The sequence below is a fragment of the Parapedobacter brassicae genome (assembly GCF_051400755.1).
Taxonomy (GTDB): Bacteria; Bacteroidota; Bacteroidia; order Sphingobacteriales; family Sphingobacteriaceae; genus Parapedobacter.
In genome coordinates this window covers 107,306-126,936 of record NZ_JBLFFL010000002.1, presented here as the reverse complement: position 1 = coordinate 126,936, position 19,631 = coordinate 107,306, and the positions used below count along the sequence as shown (strand labels likewise).

Annotated in this window: 15 protein-coding genes; 5 read left to right on the top strand and 10 right to left on the bottom strand. The window is 51.6% G+C overall.

Annotation, left to right across the window (positions count from 1 at the left end; all coding sequences use genetic code 11):
- Positions 1-48 precede the first annotated feature (48 nt).
- The 3 genes from ACMGDE_RS06105 to ACMGDE_RS06095 form a co-directional block, all read right to left on the bottom strand.
- Complete coding sequence (locus ACMGDE_RS06105; protein WP_436831881.1) at positions 49-1,965, bottom strand: sensor histidine kinase; 1,917 nt, start codon at positions 1,963-1,965, stop codon at positions 49-51.
- A 170-nt stretch (positions 1,966-2,135) separates the two neighbouring features.
- On the bottom strand, positions 2,136-3,485 hold the full coding sequence (locus tag ACMGDE_RS06100; RefSeq protein WP_436831880.1) for a hypothetical protein: 1,350 nt from the start codon (positions 3,483-3,485) through the stop codon (positions 2,136-2,138).
- 18 nt (positions 3,486-3,503) lie between these two features.
- Positions 3,504-4,103 (bottom strand): RNA polymerase sigma factor, encoded by a 600-nt coding sequence (locus ACMGDE_RS06095; RefSeq protein WP_436831879.1) that lies wholly within the window; start codon positions 4,101-4,103, stop codon positions 3,504-3,506.
- 544 nt (positions 4,104-4,647) lie between these two features.
- Here ACMGDE_RS06095 and lysS point away from each other — a divergent pair.
- Positions 4,648-6,366, top strand: coding sequence for a lysine--tRNA ligase (lysS, locus tag ACMGDE_RS06090; protein WP_436831878.1), 1,719 nt, complete (start codon positions 4,648-4,650; stop codon positions 6,364-6,366).
- Between the two features lie 15 nt (positions 6,367-6,381).
- On the opposite strand, the gene ACMGDE_RS06085 is transcribed toward lysS, so the two are convergent.
- Entirely contained in the window at positions 6,382-6,801 is a 420-nt protein-coding gene (locus ACMGDE_RS06085; protein WP_436831877.1) for a SufE family protein, read from the bottom strand.
- Positions 6,802-6,841: 40 nt separating this feature from the next.
- Entirely contained in the window at positions 6,842-8,083 is a 1,242-nt protein-coding gene (locus ACMGDE_RS06080; protein ID WP_436831876.1) for a SufS family cysteine desulfurase, read from the bottom strand.
- Between the two features lie 180 nt (positions 8,084-8,263).
- On the opposite strand from ACMGDE_RS06080, the gene ACMGDE_RS06075 reads away from it, so the two are divergent.
- Positions 8,264-11,008, top strand: coding sequence for an outer membrane beta-barrel protein (locus ACMGDE_RS06075; protein WP_436831875.1), 2,745 nt, complete (start codon positions 8,264-8,266; stop codon positions 11,006-11,008).
- Positions 11,009-11,186: 178 nt separating this feature from the next.
- Entirely contained in the window at positions 11,187-12,785 is a 1,599-nt protein-coding gene (locus ACMGDE_RS06070) for a M20/M25/M40 family metallo-hydrolase (protein ID WP_436831874.1), read from the top strand.
- Between the two features lie 32 nt (positions 12,786-12,817).
- On the opposite strand, the gene ACMGDE_RS06065 is transcribed toward ACMGDE_RS06070, so the two are convergent.
- The 5 genes from ACMGDE_RS06065 to ACMGDE_RS06045 are packed head-to-tail and all read right to left on the bottom strand — an operon-like array spanning position 12,818 to position 18,441.
- On the bottom strand, positions 12,818-14,461 hold the full coding sequence (locus ACMGDE_RS06065) for an FMN-binding glutamate synthase family protein (RefSeq protein ID WP_436831873.1): 1,644 nt from the start codon (positions 14,459-14,461) through the stop codon (positions 12,818-12,820).
- Between the two features lie 23 nt (positions 14,462-14,484).
- Positions 14,485-15,792 carry an acetylxylan esterase gene (locus tag ACMGDE_RS06060; RefSeq protein WP_436831872.1) on the bottom strand — a complete coding sequence of 436 codons (1,308 nt, stop codon included), beginning with the start codon at positions 15,790-15,792 and terminating at the stop codon, positions 14,485-14,487.
- A gap of 39 nt (positions 15,793-15,831) precedes the next feature.
- Complete coding sequence (locus tag ACMGDE_RS06055; RefSeq protein WP_436831871.1) at positions 15,832-16,293, bottom strand: RES family NAD+ phosphorylase; 462 nt, start codon at positions 16,291-16,293, stop codon at positions 15,832-15,834.
- A 7-nt stretch (positions 16,294-16,300) separates the two neighbouring features.
- Positions 16,301-16,738, bottom strand: a complete 438-nt coding sequence (locus ACMGDE_RS06050; RefSeq protein WP_436831870.1) for an Xre family toxin-antitoxin system antitoxin — start codon at positions 16,736-16,738, stop codon at positions 16,301-16,303.
- A gap of 59 nt (positions 16,739-16,797) precedes the next feature.
- Complete coding sequence (locus ACMGDE_RS06045; RefSeq protein ID WP_436831869.1) at positions 16,798-18,441, bottom strand: ArnT family glycosyltransferase; 1,644 nt, start codon at positions 18,439-18,441, stop codon at positions 16,798-16,800.
- Positions 18,442-18,865: 424 nt separating this feature from the next.
- On the opposite strand from ACMGDE_RS06045, the gene ACMGDE_RS06040 reads away from it, so the two are divergent.
- Complete coding sequence (locus ACMGDE_RS06040) at positions 18,866-19,357, top strand: hypothetical protein (RefSeq protein WP_436831868.1); 492 nt, start codon at positions 18,866-18,868, stop codon at positions 19,355-19,357.
- Positions 19,358-19,380: 23 nt separating this feature from the next.
- Positions 19,381-19,599, top strand: coding sequence for a hypothetical protein (locus tag ACMGDE_RS06035; protein WP_436831867.1), 219 nt, complete (start codon positions 19,381-19,383; stop codon positions 19,597-19,599).
- The last annotated feature ends 32 nt before the right edge of the window (positions 19,600-19,631 follow it).

Genomic DNA, 19,631 nt, shown 5'->3' with positions numbered 1-19,631 from the left:
ATTAAGCCAATATGAAGCGATTGTCACGTAATAAATACCATAAGCACATCAAGCCTGCCCCTTAAACCGGATGGAATATGTCGAAAACACGTCGAACGTATAGCGGACGGTACCCGTCAATTGCCTGGTGAGCGAGTGAATCAGCCGGAATCCCAGGGTTTCGCTCGTTTGTTTCTGCTTGGCTTCCGGTATACCGATGCCATTGTCCTTAAACACCAGTTCATAGTCGAGGTCTCCCTCCTGCCTGACCAGTACCTGGATTTCACCTTCCTCACGGCCAATGAATGCATGTTTCAGCGAATTGGTGATCAACTCCGTCAAGATCAAGCCGACCGATATCGCGGTATCGATATCCAGCGAAACATCGTTGGCCTCCACTTGAAGGTCGATGTATTTTTTGCTGACGTTATAGATCCGCAGCAGGTGTGCCCCAAGCTGTTCGATGTACTCCTGAATGTTCAGCTGATGGAGGTTTTGTTGTTGATAGAGTTTATTGTGGATGAGGGCGATGGAATTGATCCTGCTCATACTATCCTGCATAACGGCAATCGCCTCCTCGTTAGTCGTCTTGCGTGACTGCAGGCTGAGCAGGCTGTTGATGATCTGGAGGTTATTTTTGACACGGTGGTGTATCTCGCGCAGGAGCAGGTCATTTTGCTTATTAGCCTGCTTCAACACTTCATTTTGAACCGAAATCGCTGCATTTTTTGTCGCCACACGATGCGCCAGTTTATCCTTTTCCCGAAAGTGGAAATAAAGGATACCCAATACCGCCAGCAAGACTACGATGCCCCCGATCAACCCGTACCGCTGATAGTTGGTATTGGACAATTGCAATTCCTGTTCCCTGATCTGCCGTTCGAATTTCTCCAACTGATAGTTTTCATGCATGGCCGCACCCTGCCCGATATATTGGGCGGCGTACAGGCTGTCCTTTGTGTAGGCATAATCGTTGAACAGGCTGTCGGCCTTCTGCAGATTTCCCCTGGCATAGTGGATCCTTGCCTGCAACGCGCGAAGTCCAGACCAGGTTTCCGTACGTGCCTTATCCTTCAGCTGCGTGTATAACCGTTCACAAACGTCCAGTGCACTGGAGTAATCTCCCAAGAAATACAGTTCGGTGGCATACAATAATTGGTGGCGGAACGTCAACGCGTCGCTTGCTACGGAGTCGAGCAACGTTTCGCTCCGTTCAAGTACGGTGGCCAGTCGCGCCGCATCACGGGTTTCTTCATAAACTTCACCCTCCGCCAGCAATGCCCTTAGTAAATTTTCGCGACCGGTGTCGGGCTCAAACGCCTGTTTGGCCAACTGGCTGTAATGCAGCGCACGCTCATAATTCCGTTGTTTGGTGTGGCTGATGCTGTATTGTAAATAGATCCTCCCCAATGCTGCGATATACCCATGCGTGCGTACCAACGCTTCCGCACCATCGAGCAATAGGATCGCCTCCTGATAATCACTCGAAACCGTATTGTGATAATTGGCAAGTTGAATACGCAGCTCGATTTGGCTCTCTTGGTTTTCCTGGTTTTCCGCGACCTGCAATCCCTCCAGAAAACGCTGCAACGCCCCATAATAGCTGCGTTGCTGCATGTATAGCTGTCCCAATCGCCGATTACAATCGGGGAGGTTATTCAAAAATTGCCCCTGAGTATATAATGAAACCGCTTTTTCAAAGTATCGCACGGCAGTTTGTTGTTCACCTTTTTGTTCGTATACGCATCCCGTATAATAGTATCCGTCGGCGATCCCCCGGCGATAGGAAATGCTAATCGCCATTTTCCAGGCCTTGTTGATGAGATCATCCGATCGCGGCAGGCTGTCCTTCAGCGAATGAAATGCACTCCGGTACCAGTCATCGATGATGGCACTATCCGCAGACGAGGGTGACTTCGGAAGTTGGAATGCATAGCCAGCGCTTCCCTGGATCACGAGCAAAAAAGGTAATACATAAAAACGCATATCGCTACGTTTTAACGGTGCTGCTTCTTGCAAAACCGGCCCCATTCCCCCTTAGGGAGCATGCTCATCATCCAAATATGGCAGGCAGATGCTTAGGATGTATCAAATCTATCAGATTTTGTCAAGGAAACAAAATTCCGGCAGGTAAATAACGGTCAAGTTTTCTTAGCTCAGAATCCCGTGACGATACGGATTCCGCCGTTGGTGAAATTCATCTCTTCCCGCGAAAGCCTACCCACCGGGAGCTTGAAATAGGGTTCAACCGAGATTGAAAGTTTCCGGGAAAGCGACATTTTGCGCCCGATGGAAAAATTCATAAAACCCGTATACCCTTTCCCCTGCAAGGGTTGATCGGCCACCCTTGCAGATGAATACACCACTTGTGTAGAAGCATTCAAATCCTTGTCCAGCGAACTGCTATTCCCGAAGGTGGCTTGGTTGAGGCCACCGATGAAATGTTCGGTCCGCTGCTCGTTCAGCACCGCCACGTATGATACGCCTACCGATGTATAAAAACCTTTCGTGATCTCATAGCGCAGATCCAGCGGTATATCCAAGGCCACCACATTGCTGGTCACCGAGACATCCTGCCTGTACTCCTCAGCACCCTTTGCCAATCCCTGCACATTCTCGGTCGGTGAGGCCTGACGCCCGTCATACGGTGGTTCGTAGTTCGAATTTTCCCCCACACCCAATCGGCCGATCGACACGCCCGATCCTACCGAAAATTTGTCTGACAGCTGGTAGGCGACCGCTAGCCCTCCCCCGAGATTAACTTGCTCACTGGTCATCGATGGCGAGACCACCAGTCCCAGGTTCCATTTTTTTGTGCCGCTTCGGACGCTGTTTTCGGTTTCGTCGGCAACCACGGGCGTGCTGTAGTCCGACGTGCGCCGGTCCTCCGGCACACGCTGGCCGGGGATATTGTCCGCCGGCAACGGCACTGCGGATTGCCGTGCGGGCGTCTCCGTTGCTGCGGCGACCGCCAGCTTCGGCGCCGCGCCACCGGCCGTTGGGGCGACAGTCGACGTATCCGGTTTGGAAACGGCCGCTACCGCGATTTCCTCCGCGATGGGGACCTCCGTATCCGCTGTAGAAAGTACTTCGTCATCCACGGCAGGTACACTGGCCGCCGCGCGGTTATCGGCCAATAGCCGCTCTCCATCCAATATTGTCCGATTCACGGGTGCTTCGGATTCATGCACCTGCTCTCCAGTCGCTATTTCGCCTGTCGCTTCCGTCTCTCCGGCAGCAGCTGGTTGCTGTGTCGTGTCCCGCTGTTGTGCGATCTTGTTTTGCGCGGCGTCCTGTATAGCAGGCTGGCGATTAAACCAAAACAGACCAATCGCCAGCACGATCACCGCAGCGGCACTCCAATAAGGCCACAGCAGTCGTTTCGTACGCGGACCGTATATCGTTGAAAACTGCTCCCATGCCCCATCTTTGTACGGCTCGACATGGTCGCGCAGCGTCTCTCCTATCCGGTGAATCAGTTCCTTATTTCCTTCATTTTCGTTCATCTCAGCTTATTGTTAAAATCACGCCGTGATATTAATCGATTCCAGATAAAGCTTCCGTAGTTTTTTCTTCGCACGTGTGAGGTAGGTCCGGGATGTGCTCTCGGGTATATCCAATAGCGCCGAAACCTCCTCATGCGAATACCCCTCCACCTCATACAGGTTAAAAATCGCCCGTTGAATTTCGGGCAATTGAGCCAGCAGTTTCAGAATATCGTCGACATATAGCTTGCCGGCTACCTCCACTTGTTGCTGCTCGATTTCCCCCTCGTTGACATCGTCCAATGCCAAAAATTGCTTTTGGGCACGCAAAAAATCAATGGAGATGTTCACCGCAATACGGGCTAGCCACGCCCGGAATGATTTTTCGAACCGTTCGCCCGACTCCTCACAGTTGAACGTCGCGATTTTGTTGAATGCGCGTATGAAACTTTCATTTGTCAACTCCTCCGCGTCATACAGGTTTTTAACATACCGAACGGTCACCGCGCGGATATAGCCGTAGCATTTTTTGTATACATATTCCTTGCTACGCTCGTCTCCTGTTTGAGCACACCCCTTTACCGCGCTCTCCAATGACAGCGCATGCTTCCCCTTCAAGTATCGGATGTTCAAACTCACTACGCGGCTACAATACTAAATCAGCTCATTGATTCACGTTACAAATATACGCCCAATTCCCACCGTATGTAGCCGGCTATGAAAAATCAACCATATTAATATCACTCGTTATCGATAAGACGTATGTCGGTAACACAATGCTACAGGTACTGGTAATCTTTGCCGCTGCCGCGACGGGGCTTGGTACTTTTGCGATCAAAAGTACCCAAAAATCACCGCTTGGATCTTTTGCTATAACGGGCAGCCGGGCATGCCAGGTACTTGGAAGCACCCAAGGTGCTCGGCTTGCCTGCTCCGACGATAATCCCGTAACGCGGATGGCCCCGTCCTGAGTGCCCGCAAGAACCCTCCGTACACCTAAAAATGCCACCTTGGTCAGCTGCGGTATGCACAGGGATGCACTACCAGCCATAGCAGCTGGGCAAAGTGGCGAGTTTTTGAATACTTTTTGCGGTCAAAAAGTATTGCCTGTCGCGGCGAGCGACGGAAAAGAACATTGCATATCAAGTCCATTTTAGCTAAGTTTGCCGCATAATTTAAACGGATGAGTACCGCACTATCAGAACAGGAGCTACAGCGCAGAGATGCGTTGAGCAAATTAGAAGCGTTGGGCATAAACCCTTACCCAGCTGCCTCCTTCGAGGTCAACGCGACCGCCCAGGATATCCTGGAAAACTATGAACGTGATAAACTAAACTACAAAAATATCAGCATTGCCGGCCGGATCATGAGTCGCCGCGTGATGGGAAGTGTGTCCTTCATCGAATTGCAAGACGCTACCGGACGGATACAGGCATATGTGAAGCGTGACGACCTGTGCCCGGATGACGATAAGACCTTCTACAATACCGTCTTCAAAAAGCTGCTTGATATCGGTGATTTCATCGGTGTAAACGGGTTTGTATTCACCACTAATACAGGTGAAATCTCGATACATGTAGAGCGGCTTACCCTATTGGCCAAATCACTGAAGCCACTGCCCGTGGTGAAGTCGGTCGATGGCAAGACCTTCGATGCCGTCACGGATCCCGAATTCCGTTACCGCCAGCGCTATGTCGATCTGGTGGTCAACCCCCAGGTGCGCGATACCTTCGTCAAAGTTTCCAAAGTGAAAACCGCTATCCGGGATTTCCTCAACGAGCGCGGTGCACTGGAAGTAGACACGCCGGTGCTGCAAAGCATACCCGGCGGCGCAGCCGCCCGTCCTTTTGCCACCCACCACAATGCACTCGACATCCCGCTGTACCTCCGCATCGCAAACGAGCTTTACCTCAAACGGCTCATTGTGGGCGGATACGATTGGGTATATGAATTCAGCCGCAATTTCCGCAATGAGGGGATGGACCGTACGCATAACCCCGAGTTTACGGTCCTGGAATTTTACGTCGCCTACAAAGACTACCTGTGGATGATGGACATCACCGAGAAACTCTTTGAACAGGTGGCCCTCGCGACCAACGGCGCCACCGTGCTACCCGTCGGCAATAACCACCTGAATTTTGCAGCCCCCTACCCACGTGTGAGCATCTACGACGCCATCAAGGAGCATACCGGGTTTGATGTATCCGGACTGGATGAGGCAGGTCTGCGCGATGTTTGCAAGCAACTGGATATCCCAGCCGATGAAAGCATGGGAAAAGGCAAGCTTATCGATGAGATCTTTGGCGAAAAATGCGAACATCATTACATACAACCCACGTTCATCATCGACTACCCCGTAGAGATGAGTCCGCTGACCAAAAAACACCGCAGCAAACCCGGTTTGGTAGAGCGTTTTGAACTGATGGTCAACGGCAAGGAACTAGCCAATGCATACAGCGAGCTGAATGACCCGATCGATCAGCGGATACGCTTCGAAGAACAGCTCACCCTGATGGAACGGGGCGACGACGAGGCCATGTTCATCGATTATGACTTCCTGCGCGCGCTGGAATACGGCATGCCCCCTACCGCCGGTATCGGTATCGGCATCGACCGGCTGGCCATGCTCATGACCAACCAACAGAGCATCCAGGATGTCCTGTTCTTCCCGCAAATGCGTCCCGAGAAAGCCGTGAAGCAAGCCGGTGTAGCCGACTACAAAGCGCAGGGTGTACCGGATGAATGGGTACCCGTACTGCAAAAAATGGGGCTAAACACCATCGAGGCCTTGAAAGCAGCCAATCCCAATAAAGTGTTCAACGATTTGGGCGGTCTCCGCAAGAAGATGAAACTCGAAATTTCCATGCCAACGAAGGACGAGGTATTGAAGTGGTTTGAATAAGCCCTTATTCCTTCATCAAGCCTTGGCATTCAACGCGATGGCATACAGTTTCATCTGTTTGACCATCGACAGCAGGCCATTTGCCCGGGTGGGCGAAAGGTGTTCCTTCAATCCGATCCGGTCGATGAAGTAGAGTTCGCTGTCAGCGATTTCCGCAGGTGTGTGGCCCGACAATACCTTGATCATCAATCCCACCAAACCTTTCGTGATGATGGCGTCGCTATCCGCCGTAAATACCACCCGGCCTTCCTGTTGGTCAGCATGCAACCACACTTTCGACTGGCAGCCCTTAATGAGGTATTCGTCCTGTTTATATCGCTCATCGATCAACGGCAATTCTTTTCCCAACTGGATCAGGTATTCGTATTTGGCCATCCAATCGTCGAAAAAGGCAAAGTCGTCGATGAGTTCGTCTTGTATTTCGTTAATAGTCATTATTTGGTGTTTGGTGATCGGTGATGGGTGGTTGGTCTCCTTAAGCCAGCATCGAAGCGGCCCGTTGTACGCCAGCTACCAATACATCCATCTCCTCCTTGGTATTATACATCGCGATGGACGCCCTTACGGTGCCCGGAATGCCGTACCGGTCCATGAGCGGTTGCGTGCAGTGGTGCCCGGTCCGTACCGCTATACCCAATTTATCCAGGATAACCCCTACGTCATAAGGATGTACATCGCCCAGCAGGAATGAAATGACACTTGACTTTTCGTTAGCCGTGCCGACAATCCGCAGACCGGGGACCTCCAGCAACCGGTGAGTACCGTAGGCCAGCAGGTCATGCTCGTATTGCGCAATGTGATCCAATCCAATATCATTGATGTAATCGATGGCATGCGCCAGGCAAATGCCTGCCTCAATGTTAGGCGTGCCTGCTTCAAACTTGAAAGGCAATTCGTTATAGGTCGTTTTGGCAAACGTTACTTCTTTGATCATCTCGCCCCCGCTTTGATAGGGAGGCATTGCGTTGAGCCATTTCTCCTTCCCATAGAGCACCCCGATGCCCGTTGGACCATACATTTTGTGACCCGAGAATGCGAGAAAATCCACATCCAGCGCCTGCACATCAATCGGAAGGTGCTGCACAGCCTGCGCCGCATCCAGCAGCACACAAGCACCGGCGGCATGGGCTAGATCGATGATCTCCTCCACCGGATTGATGGTCCCCAACGCATTGGATACGTAGGTAACAGCCACCATCCTGGTCCGCTCGCTGAGCATGGACCGATAGGCCTCCATATCCAGTTCACCAGCCTCGTTGATCGGCACCACCTTCAATACAGCGCCGCGCGTTTCACAGAGAATCTGCCAAGGCACGATGTTGGAATGATGCTCCATCGTCGAAATAATGATCTCATCCCCCGCGCGCACAAACGCCTGACCAAAGCAATTGGCCACCAGGTTGATGCTTTCCGTGGTGCCCTTCGTGAAAATGATCTCGTGTTCGTGGGCGGCATTGATAAATGGCTTCAGCTTCCGTCGCGTCACTTCAAAAGCATCCGTGGCCAATTGACTGAGGTGATGTACACCGCGGTGCACATTGCTGTTCAGCTGGGTATAATAGGCCGCGATAGCGTCGATCACCCGTTGGGGCTTCTGTGTAGTCGCTCCATTGTCGAGGTATACCAATGGCTTGCCATTCACCGTTCGGGTGAGTATGGGGAAATCTTTCCTGATGCGATCAACGTCAAACCGTTCCAGTACTGCTGTACGTTCCATAGTTACAAAGGTACATATTTTTTTACTCGTGTAGCCACCGTCGAATTGACCGCCGGACGACATGTTAACAAATGTTTTACATCGCAAGCACGCCATAATGGCAAGTAACGACCGACTTTCCCCAATGACGGTCTGATATTTGTTCGGCTTGGGCAGATACTAAAACATACTTCACCATTAATGAAATACCTCATCTGCGCATGGCTTTCATGGTTATGCATTCATCCGGCACTTGCTCAGCAATATACCATCAAAGGAGTGGTACGTGCCGCCAGCGACAGCATTCCGTTTCCAAATGTGACCGTTTCGCTCTTGAACACCGCCGATTCCCTGCTGATCCGCGAAACGGTAACCCACTCGGATGGCACATTTGACCTGGAAGAGGTTCGGGCGGGGAATTATGAGCTCTACGTGCAATACCTCGGATACGAAAATATTGTGCAAGCGTTAGAAATAACCAAACATACGGATGTCGGTACCCTGTACCTCCAGGAAGGTGCCAGGGTCCTCGACGAAATAACCATCAATATGCGCCCGCCAGTGGGTGAACAGCGGGGCGATACCACCCAATTCAATGCTGCGGCATTTCAAACCATGAAAGACGCCACCGCCCAAAATCTGATCGAAAAGATGCCGGGAATGGGCAGCGAGGACGGCAGTATCCAAGCGCAAGGCGAAAACGTGACACAGATCCTGGTTGACGGCAAGCCGTTTTTCGGTACGGATGTCAAAGCGGCGCTGCAAAACCTGCCCGCCGAAATCATCCAAAGCATCCAGGTATTTGATAAGAAGAGCGACAAAGCCGAACTAAGCGGATTTGACGACGGCGAACGGCAAAAAACCATCAACATCATTACCAAGCCCAATAGCCGCCGCGGTCTTTTTGGTAAATCCACTGCCGGATATGGCAATGACGACCGCTATATGGTGGGCGCCAGCGTGAATGCCTTCAACGAAGACCAGCGGGTTACGGTAACCGGATTGACAAACAATGTGAATGCGATGGACTATTCGGCAGATCCCAATAGCCTGGGGGAGACGAATCCGCAAAACGGCATCATCACCACCAATCGGATCGGCGTGGATTATACCGATAACCTGGGAGAAAAAGTAGAGGTCAATGCCAGTTACCTCTTTAACCACCGCAAAAATATTGGTGAAGCCTCCCTCCTTCGCGAATATGTGCTTCCTGATGACGACGGGCAGGTCTATACCGAATCGAGCACCAATACCCGCCGAAACATGGAGCACCGATTTGATATGCGGTTGGAGTACCAGATTGACAGCAATAACCAGATCCTGTTCCGGCCGAGTTTCTCGGCAGAGGCCGACGAGGAAAACACGTTCTTCACCGGCAATACCGTTACCGCAGGGGGACCGCTAAACGAAACCCAAAATCGGCTAGCAGCCGATAATTCAGACATCGATTTTGACAGCCGGCTATTCTACAGCCGAAGATTCGCCAAAAAAGGACGAAGCCTCACGGTCGGCGTTCAAACGGGCAATCACCGCAATGAGGACGATGCGAATCGGCAAGCGGAGAATATTTTTTATGATCCGGAGGAACGGTTGGAGCAGCTGAACCAGAATATCGTGCGCACGAGAAAGGGATTCTCGTGGGAAAGCAATGTTTCTTATACCGAACCGGTAGGCAAAAACGGAATGGTGGAGCTTGAATATGAGGTGGGCAATCGCGGCGATGATTCCGACAAGCTGACGTATGACATCGACGATGTCGGCGGCGCGGATGCCGTCAGGCGGCTAGATACCGCATTGAGCAATACATTCAACAGCAGGTACCTATCACAGGAGGCTGAAATTGGTTACCAATATGCACTGGACAAGTTCCGCCTGCAGGTGGAAGCAGAATTCCAGCATGCGCAGCTCAAAAACGACCAGGAATTCCCCGCTCCATTTTTATTGGCCCGTACGTTCAAAAGCGTGTTGCCTTCGATCCGCATCGACTACGATATCACCGAATCCAAAAGTCTGGAATTTGATTATGACGCCGGCACCAATGCGCCATCGATCGGCGATCTGCAAGGGGTGATCGACAATTCCAATCCGTTGCACCTCCGCACCGGGAACCCCGATCTTGGCCAATCGTATAGCAACCAGCTGCGACTGCGCTACCGCAATTATAACCCCCAAACCGAACGCACGTTCTTCGCCAACATCCAATCTTCCATTACCAATAACAATGTCGTCAACAGTACAACCATCGCTGAGGAACCCGTTGAACTGGCAGAGGGTATTGTCCTGGAGCGGGGATCGCAACTCAGCCGCCCCGTCAACCTGAATGGCTACTGGGATCTGCGTTCCTATTTCCACTACGGCTTGCCTGTACGTTTCCTCCCATCCAATTTCAATGTCCACGGTGGTCTCCGGTATAGCCACAGTCCGGGGATGATCAACGAAGAGATCAATTTTGTCAACTCCACCCGGTACAGCGGCGGTTTATCACTAAGCAGTAACATCAGCGACCGTATCGACTTCAACATCTGGACCCGATCAAGCTATAACACCGTCCAAAATTCGCTCCGCCCCACGCTAAACAATAACTTTTTCAATCAAACGACCCGCATCAATTACAATTGGATCCTGTGGCAGGGACTGGTTTACCGACTGGATCTCCATCACCAGCTCAACACCGGCCTCTCCGAAGGATACGACAATAGCATTTTCCTGGTCAACATGGCTATCGGCAAGAAACTGCTCAAGAACGAACGCGCGGAAGTCAGCGCCTCCGTGTATGACCTATTCGGGCAGAACAACAACATCCAGCGCGAAATCACCGAGACGTATATAGAAGATTCGCGCTCAAACGTGCTGCAGCGTTATTTCATGCTGAGTTTTACCTACAACATCCGGTATTTTGCGAAGGGAACGACCCAGCAAGATTACGAAGCGCTTTACAATGAATAGCGATCGCCGGCTTAAAACGTAAAATTTCTGGCACACAATCGTTTTTTTCAACTATTTTCAGTAGAATAGCCAGCGTTAAAGCAGCGATGAAACTTGCATGAACAAGTAATGGCTCATGCAGGGATTTAAGCGTTTTAGTCACTATTTTCATTAACCAAAACAAGACAGCATGAAACACATGAACGTATTATTATCAAAACCGCACGCGGTCAAATCGGCCACATTAAGCCTTCTCTTGGGGCTAAGCCTGACATGGGCCTCCGCCCAGCCGCAATGGATGGTACAAGAGCAAAAGCTCGAACCCATAGTCGAACAGATCGTCAAAGAAGCCAACGGAAACTCCCAACTCAAACAGCTGGCCCATGAACTGCTGGACGTGGTAGGTCCGCGCTTGGTCGGTACACCCCAGATGAAATATGCCCACGACTGGGCAATCGAAAAGTACAAGCAATGGGGCATTGAAGCGCGCTATGAGGAATTCGGCGAATGGCGGGGATGGGAGCGCGGCATCTCCCACATCGACATGGTACACCCCCGGGTGAAAACCCTCGCGGGCACCCAGCTAGCCTGGAGCCCCACCACAGGCGGAAAGGCCGTAGAAGGCGAGGTCATCACGCTGCCCGATGTGCAGGATTCAGTGGCTTTCCAGGCGTGGCTACCCAACGTCAAAGGCAAGTATGTCATGGTTTCCATGCCCCAGCCCACCGGACGCCCCGACTACAACTGGGAGGAATTTGGGCGGCCTGAATCGGTTGAAAAAATGAAAAAGGAGCGGGATTCCCTGATGGGGGTGTGGAACGAGAACATTCAGGCAATGGGTGTTTCGGCCAACTCCCTTCCGCGGATACTGGAAGAAGCCGGTGCTGCAGGCGTGCTCAGCAGCTACTGGTCGCGCGAGTTCGGCTCCAATAAGATCTTCGGCGCACGGACAACCAAGGTCCCTTCACTGGACATCTCACTGGAAGACTATGGCATCCTTTACCGCCTAGCCAAAAACGGGCACAAGCCCCGGATCAAGGTGGAGACCGAATCCAAAGACATGGGAACCGTGCCGACATTCAACACCATCGCCGAAATCAAAGGCACCGAAAAACCCGATGAATATGTGATCCTGTCCGCACACTTCGACTCCTGGGAAGGGGGATCTGGTGCCACCGACAACGGTACCGGCACCATCACCATGATGGAGGTGGCCCGCATCCTGAAAAAGGTATACCCCAATCCCAAGCGGACCATCCTGATCGGCCATTGGGGAAGCGAGGAGCAGGGATTGAATGGATCGCGGGCATTCGTGCTGGACCACTCCGACATCGTGGAAAAGACACAAGCCGTATTCAACCAAGATAACGGTACCGGCCGGGTAGCCAACCTCAGCGGCTCTGGCTTCCTGCATGCCTACGATTTCATGGGTAAGTGGATGGCCGCCGCTCCCCGCGAGATCACTGCGGAAATCGATACGGACTACCCGGGGTCTCCCGGCGGCGGCGGATCGGATCATGCATCATTCGTAGCAGCGGGGATACCCGCGTTCATGATGAGTTCCCTCTCGTGGGGCTACGGCACGATCACATGGCATACCAACCTGGATACCTATGACAAATTGATTTTTGATGACCTGAAATCCAATGTCATCCTTATCGCCACGCTTGCCTACAAAGCCAGCGAAGAACCCGAATTGGTCAACCGGGAACAAAGCGTGTTGCCAATCGGCCGCGATGGGCAGCCCGGACAGTGGCCGGTCATCCGGCAGCCAAGGCGCACGGGAGTAGGATATTAACCTTAGCACGGGATAGGCTACCAGGTCTACGCCTATCCCGTCATCGGCTTTTTCGCCCAGGCGTATTCCACGAAATCAATACCCGAGAAATCAGGCTTAAACGAATCCGGTCGACTGATTTTCATCAGCAATTCGAACGATGTGGGAGAAGGCCCTTCCAACAGACTTCCGGCAGGGATATAAGGGAACGAATCCAAATAAGTCTCCACCTTGTTGGGAGACACGCGCCGATGGATATATACCCGGTGGATATCGTCCGGATGCGTGATGCCCGCCGCACCCATCAGTTCGCCGGCACTCTTGACCGTCTCGTGATGGAAATTCGCCACCCGCACCCGTTTATCCGTCACCACCAATCCTTTTACCAGGTTGGGATCCTGGGTGGCCACCCCCGTTGGACAGGTATTCGCATGGCATTGGAGCGCCTGGATGCAACCGAGCGCCATCATCATGCCCCGTGCGCTGTTGCAGATATCTGCGCCGAGCGCAAAATGCTTCACCAGGTCAAAGCCCGTGGCAATCTTGCCGGAAGCGATGACCTTGATATGCCTTTTCAAATCAAACCCGGTCAAACAATCATATACGAATGCCAATGCATCTCTCAGCGGCATACCCACGGAATTGGAAAACTCCAGCGGCGCGGCTCCTGTTCCGCCCTCTCCCCCATCCACGGTGACGAAATCAGGATATATACCCGTCTGTATCATGGCTTTGCAGATGGCCACAAATTCGCTTCGATGGCCGATACAAAGCTTGAATCCAACCGGTTTGCCACCCGAGAGTTCGCGCAGCTGTTTGACGAAATCCAGCAACCCCACCGGCGTTGAAAATGCCCGATGAAAGGGGGGCGAGTCCACTTCCTTTCCCACCTCCACCAACCGGATACGAGCCACTTCAGGCGTCACCTTTACGGCAGGCAATATACCGCCATGGCCCGGCTTTGCGCCCTGTGACAATTTAATCTCGATCATCTTCACCTGGGGATGCTGCGCCTTATCCGCAAACGCCTCCGCGTTGAAATTGCCATCGGGGTACCTGCATCCGAAATACCCGGTACCGATCTGCCACACCACGTCACCCCCACCAGCCAAGTGATAATCCGTGAGTCCGCCCTCGCCGGTATTATGGTAAAAACCTCCCATTTTTGCACCTTCGTTCAATGCCATTACCGCATTGTTGCTCAACGAACCGTAGCTCATGGCTGATATGTTAAACACGCTGCTGGAGTACGGTTGGGTACACTGGGGACCACCCACGGTCACCCGCGGATGTTCATTGATCTTGAAATAGTCAATAGCGGTGATGCTATGGCTCAGCCATTCATAGTTATTGTCATATACATCCAGCTGCGTACCAAAAGGCGTCGAGTCCAGCACCCGCTTGGACCGTTGGTAGATCACGCTCCGGAACATCCGGCTGAACGGCCGCCCCGTCGTATCGCTCTCGACAAAATACTGCTGGATTTCCGGACGGATGCTTTCGAACAGGTACCGCAACCGCCCGAATAGCGGGAAATTGCGCCGGATGGCCTGCTTGGTCTGCACCATGTCCAATACGCCCAACACGATGAGCGGCACCACCACCAAAAGGCTCCACAGGACCGGGAGCCACCAGGTACTGATCGCCCCGATGAGGGCAAGCAGCAGGCCGGCACCATACAAAAACGCTTTACGCATAACCCAAAGATGGGAATTTTTTTCTAGGGTTTCAACTGCTTTAGCAGCCACTCCTGTATCTTCACCTGCTGCTCCGGAAATGTCCAGTGCCCCGTTTCTTGTACTAACAATAATTCCTTAGGTGCCTCGATCTGGTTGTATGCTGCATAAAAAGAAGTAGGCGGACAGGTCTCGTCGTTATATCCCCAGGTGTAAAAGCCGGGCACCTTGACCGAACGGGCGAAATTGACCACGTCATAATACGCCGATACGGCGATCTTTTCCTCCTTGGCCATGAATGGGGCGTTCGCTTCGTTGAACATGTGGGGCCAACCGCCAGCGCGGCCGTGAAGGTAGCCGGTGAGGTCACACAATGCTGGATACAGCGACACCAGATAATCAATCCGGTCATCCAGCGCCGCCGTCACAATGGATAAGGCACCCCCTTGGCTGCCGCCCCATACCGCCAACGTCTCGCCATCAAAATCAGGCAGGGAATACAGGTAATCGACAGCCCGCACACAGCCCAGGTACACACGCTTATAATAATATTGATCGCGATCGTCCATATTGAAAAACTGATAATTTTTCAATGGCGCGGCACGCAGATCATCATACAGGCCCGTTTCATAGATTACCGGAACCCCATGAATCCCGATTTGCAGGGTAATGATCCCCTGCTCCGCAAGGTCTACGACCCCCGGGTAGGGCCGGATACCCGCACCCGGAACCTGCAACACCGCCGGGTATTTGCCAGGAGCCTTCGGTTTGGCCAGGATACCGTACAGGCGGGCACCCGTTTCGAAATGCTGAATATTTACCTGGTATACATCAGCCTTCTCGGTACACCGCTCCGGCAGCAACGTCAGCTTGGCATCCAGCGGCACCTTGGCTGCCTCCGCCTTCGCGCTGTTCCAGAAGTCCCAGAAATCGCTCGGCAGCTGCTGTGTGGGCTGTATGCTTTCGGGGTCGTATCCTGCTGTAGCTAGCCCCCGATAGTTTGCACCATCTACCGTAACCTGCACTTCGCAGCGAAGGAAGCCAGCATCGGTCAACTTGCCTTTGACGGTGGCGGCAGCCCCTTTCAACCGTAACGTCCCTTGGTTACTTGGGGGCATCTTTTCCAAGCCGATGGCGTAAGAAACCTCCACATCGTCCATCGGAACCTGATGCTTCAAAACCCGTATGGTAAACGTTGCCTCTTCACCGGGTGCATACGTCCAATCGGGTTTATCCGGCGACACCAGTACTTGAATGGGGTGCGGTGGCCTTGACTGGGAAAACGTGGACAGCGAAAAGAATAACAGCCCGCAGGCCAACGCGACGGTACGGACAAAAGATAGTCTATTCATGGTTTTATTGATTTTAATGGTTATCACAATAGTATTATCTTACTTTTTCAACAACGATTCTATACGATCATCCGGAATCAAATCGGAGACCCTCAACAGCTTGATTTTTGAGAAATCCGCATGGAGTGTATTCAGTATATAATTAGCCGCATCGGGCAAGACCGCAGAAGGCACTTTAAGTATCGGCGACACCATACCATCATACCAGCGATCCCCAAGTTGTTGGCAAATGCGATAGTCACGTGTGCTCCGCCAGCCATTGGGTAATTCATCCGGTCCAATTACGGTCATGGAGACCCCGTCGGGCACCTCAATCGTCATCGTATTGAAGTCCCTGTTGAATCCACTACCTTGTCTGCGCAACATGCTTTCCAGAAAGGCCAGCGGTATGGATTCGGCTGTGTAAATCACTTTTTTTCCGGTACTGTTCCAGCGCCCAGCGATCCCCGGGGCAAAAAGAGCTTGGCTGAATGCCTTGAAAGCAATCCGGTACAGTAACATGGCCTCACTATATCACGTACCCATGTGCCATTTGGTCCAATTCAGCCATCACCAAATCGACACCGGACGGCGTATCGAGCCAATCGATCGGGCGGTCGTCGTGATTCCAAAAAGGTTTTCGCAGCCAATGATTGAACTCGGATACATTGCCAAGCACCAACTCTCCCTTTTCGTAAAGCGCAATAAGCTTCAATAGATGTTCGCTCTCCACGCGTGCTAGCGGCTTCTGCTTTTCCTGGTAATTGCCTATGGTACGCGCAGAAAGGTTGATGAGACGAGCCAACTCCTTTTCAGCCAACTGTGCCGCCTTTGCAAAATGGTAGAACACCGCCGGACTTACCCCTTCTCGCGCCGAAAAGAAAATAGCAGCTTCATTGGCCACATCCAGCGATTTGAATGCCTTAGTAAATGGTTTAGTGTTCGTCTCTTTTGTCATCATTGCCATGCCCAAAGCTATTGAAAATTTTCCAACATGGAAAGGAATATTTTCAATTATTTCACAACTTATCGTCTTTTCAGCCGAACCAAATGGAACTGGCCAAGCTGCGCACCGCGGGTACGGTAATAAAAGAATTTCGGTGTCAGCCGGCTGACGCGGTAACCGGAAAACGAAGCCACCATCTCAACCTTATACCGATCCGGTATTTCGCTCATACGCTCGGTATTTACCGCAAGCCAGCAATCATCACCTATTGTCTCCCATTGTTCACCGGAACGAATGGCTTGTAACGGTACATCGCTTTGGAAACCAAGCGTAAAGTTATTTATTTCATAGTCCAGCACGTAAATGTGGTCCGGCCATCCTCCGCCTGCAATGCGGGTATTGATAAAATGGGCCATACGATCGCCACTTTGATACGTCAGCAGTCCCGGATACAGGTATCCTCCATAGAACATACCTATTAGGAGGCCTACGCTATAGCTCACGCAAAGGGTATTGTTGGTCGATACCTGACGGGTAAAAACCAGCGCCAGCCCTCCCGCAATCGCGATAAATGCGCAATATCCCCACCAGTCCCAGCTGTGAAAAAGAAAGCTCAGCACACCGAGCAAAACGACGATCAACAAGCCCGAATACCATTGTATGCGGTGCATGACGCCACCGGCCGGCAAGCGGTCCATGCGCGTAAGCAGCTGGGCCACCCAGATACTCATCAGCGGAAAAAGTGCGTTGAGGTAATGTGGCAACTGGAACTGTGAGGCAGAAAACAGCAACAGCGCCACCGAGACCGTCCCCCACACCAAGGGATGCCCAATCTTCGTCTTTCTGCCAACGGAAAAGTAAGCGGCAGACAGCAGCAGCGGCGACCATGGCAGGAAAGCCCACAAGGTTGTGTGCAGATAAAAAAAAGGATCGCCGTGGCCCTTTATTGGACCCGAATTGAAGAAACGGCCAAACTGGCTGTCCCAAAAAAAGAATCGGATACCGGAGACACCTTTCTGCCCGAATACTTCTACTTCCGGCCGGGCGTCAAACTGCCTGTACAGGCAACACAGCTCGGGCAGGATAAAGACCAACAACAGGGCAACAGCTAGGTACCATCTGTAGTTGAGGAATTGCCTCCATTCTTTCCGGATCAGCCAAAGGACGATAAAACCGCCGCCGATAATGATTAATACAAATATGCCTTTGGTCATCACCGCAGCCGCGGACCACAACGCACCAAGTATGAGCTGATGGAATGTATTATTCCGATATGCGCGATGGAAATGGTAAATTGCGGCAACGATCATTCCCGTCAGGTATGGCTCGGCATTCACCGCCGAATTGCAGACCAACAGATGCAGTGCGCTGAGATAAACGAGCACTGCAATGCGTGCTACATGCCCTCCATGCAGCCTACGCGCCAGCAAATAAGTATATAACGCCCCGATAAGCCAGAAAACGAATGCGGGTAATTTATAGGCAAAATCGTCGATGCCGAAAACTCGATAACTCAACGCAGTGCACCAAAAGGGAAAATGGGGTTTATCCAGCCAATCGAAACCATGAAGCGTGAGAAACTCATAATTACCAGCCAGCACCATGTTTTTGGCAATGAGCGCGTAGAGCGCGCCATCGATCATCATTACTCCGGTAAAAAGACCGATCCCGTTCACGGCAATGCCGATGACACATAGCAACGTAAAAACACGCTTACTCAACATATAAGATTCTGAATAACCAATGGGTGGTGACGAACCGTGATGTAAAGTTATGAACGATATTTGCTTTTCTCAAGCCAGGTCGCTATATTTGGTTAATCTACCGATAAGCAACTGAACTAATTAAATCTTCCACTTATGGTTGACAAAACATTCTTTACACCAAGCAGGGGCCTTCTTGAGACCTTCTTCGGAGTGAGTCCAGGGTGAGTCCGACATGAGTCCAAGGTGAATCCGACTTTTTACGTTAAATACCTAGACTCACCACGGATACACCACGGCTTCTCGTTTGATTCATGGCGAATGAGGTAAGGACTAAGTATAGCCAGATTACGTATACGGTGCAGAGCAAGATAACGGAGTAAAGACAAATCAGCCGGAATAGCTAAGTTAAGAATCTCAAACAAAAAAACAAAACAATCTACTTATGGCCATACAAGACAAAAATGGAAAAATCCGAGGCAAAATCAATAACATCGTCTATCGCGAACTGGGCGATAAACAAGTCATGCAAATCGCCCCGGCCCGTGTAAAGCAAACCTACGCCACTAAGCTGAATGCCATGGAGTTTGGACTGGCCAGCGCGCAGGCCAAAGTACTTCGCCGTGTTTTCAGGGGCGTGTATGAGGAAGCTGACGGCAAAATGGCGGCCAGGCTAACAGCCGCTGTAGCAGCCTGTATCCGCACGTCGGAAAAGGATATCGGTGAGCGGAATCTTCACGATGCCGATCTCGACCCATTGAAAGGATTTAAATTCAATGCAGATGCGCCATTCGAAAAATCGCAATCACCACTTTTCACTTCCGCGAAGAATATGCCCGGATCATCGACAGAAAGGTATTCGATTTTAAAAACATCAACCAAGAAGTCGAGGTTAATTGGTCAAGCAGCCAGCAGTTGCCCCAGGGTGCCATTGTAATCGTTACGCTGTCACTACGCTACTTGTCAACTAACTGGGCTGGCAAGCAGGTACAGGTTACGGACAAAGCGTTCTATCCTACCATCATACTGGAAGCATTCCATGTGACCGACGACATGGCTACCCTAGGAAAAGAAGCAGGTTTTGCTACACCTACTGGCTGGATAGCCGAATTTGGCAATAATACGAACAGCATCCTGAAAGATATCAATCGGTTTAAAGAGCAAACGGCGAAGAAGTAAACCCCGATCCTACCAGTGAAATCATCAACATT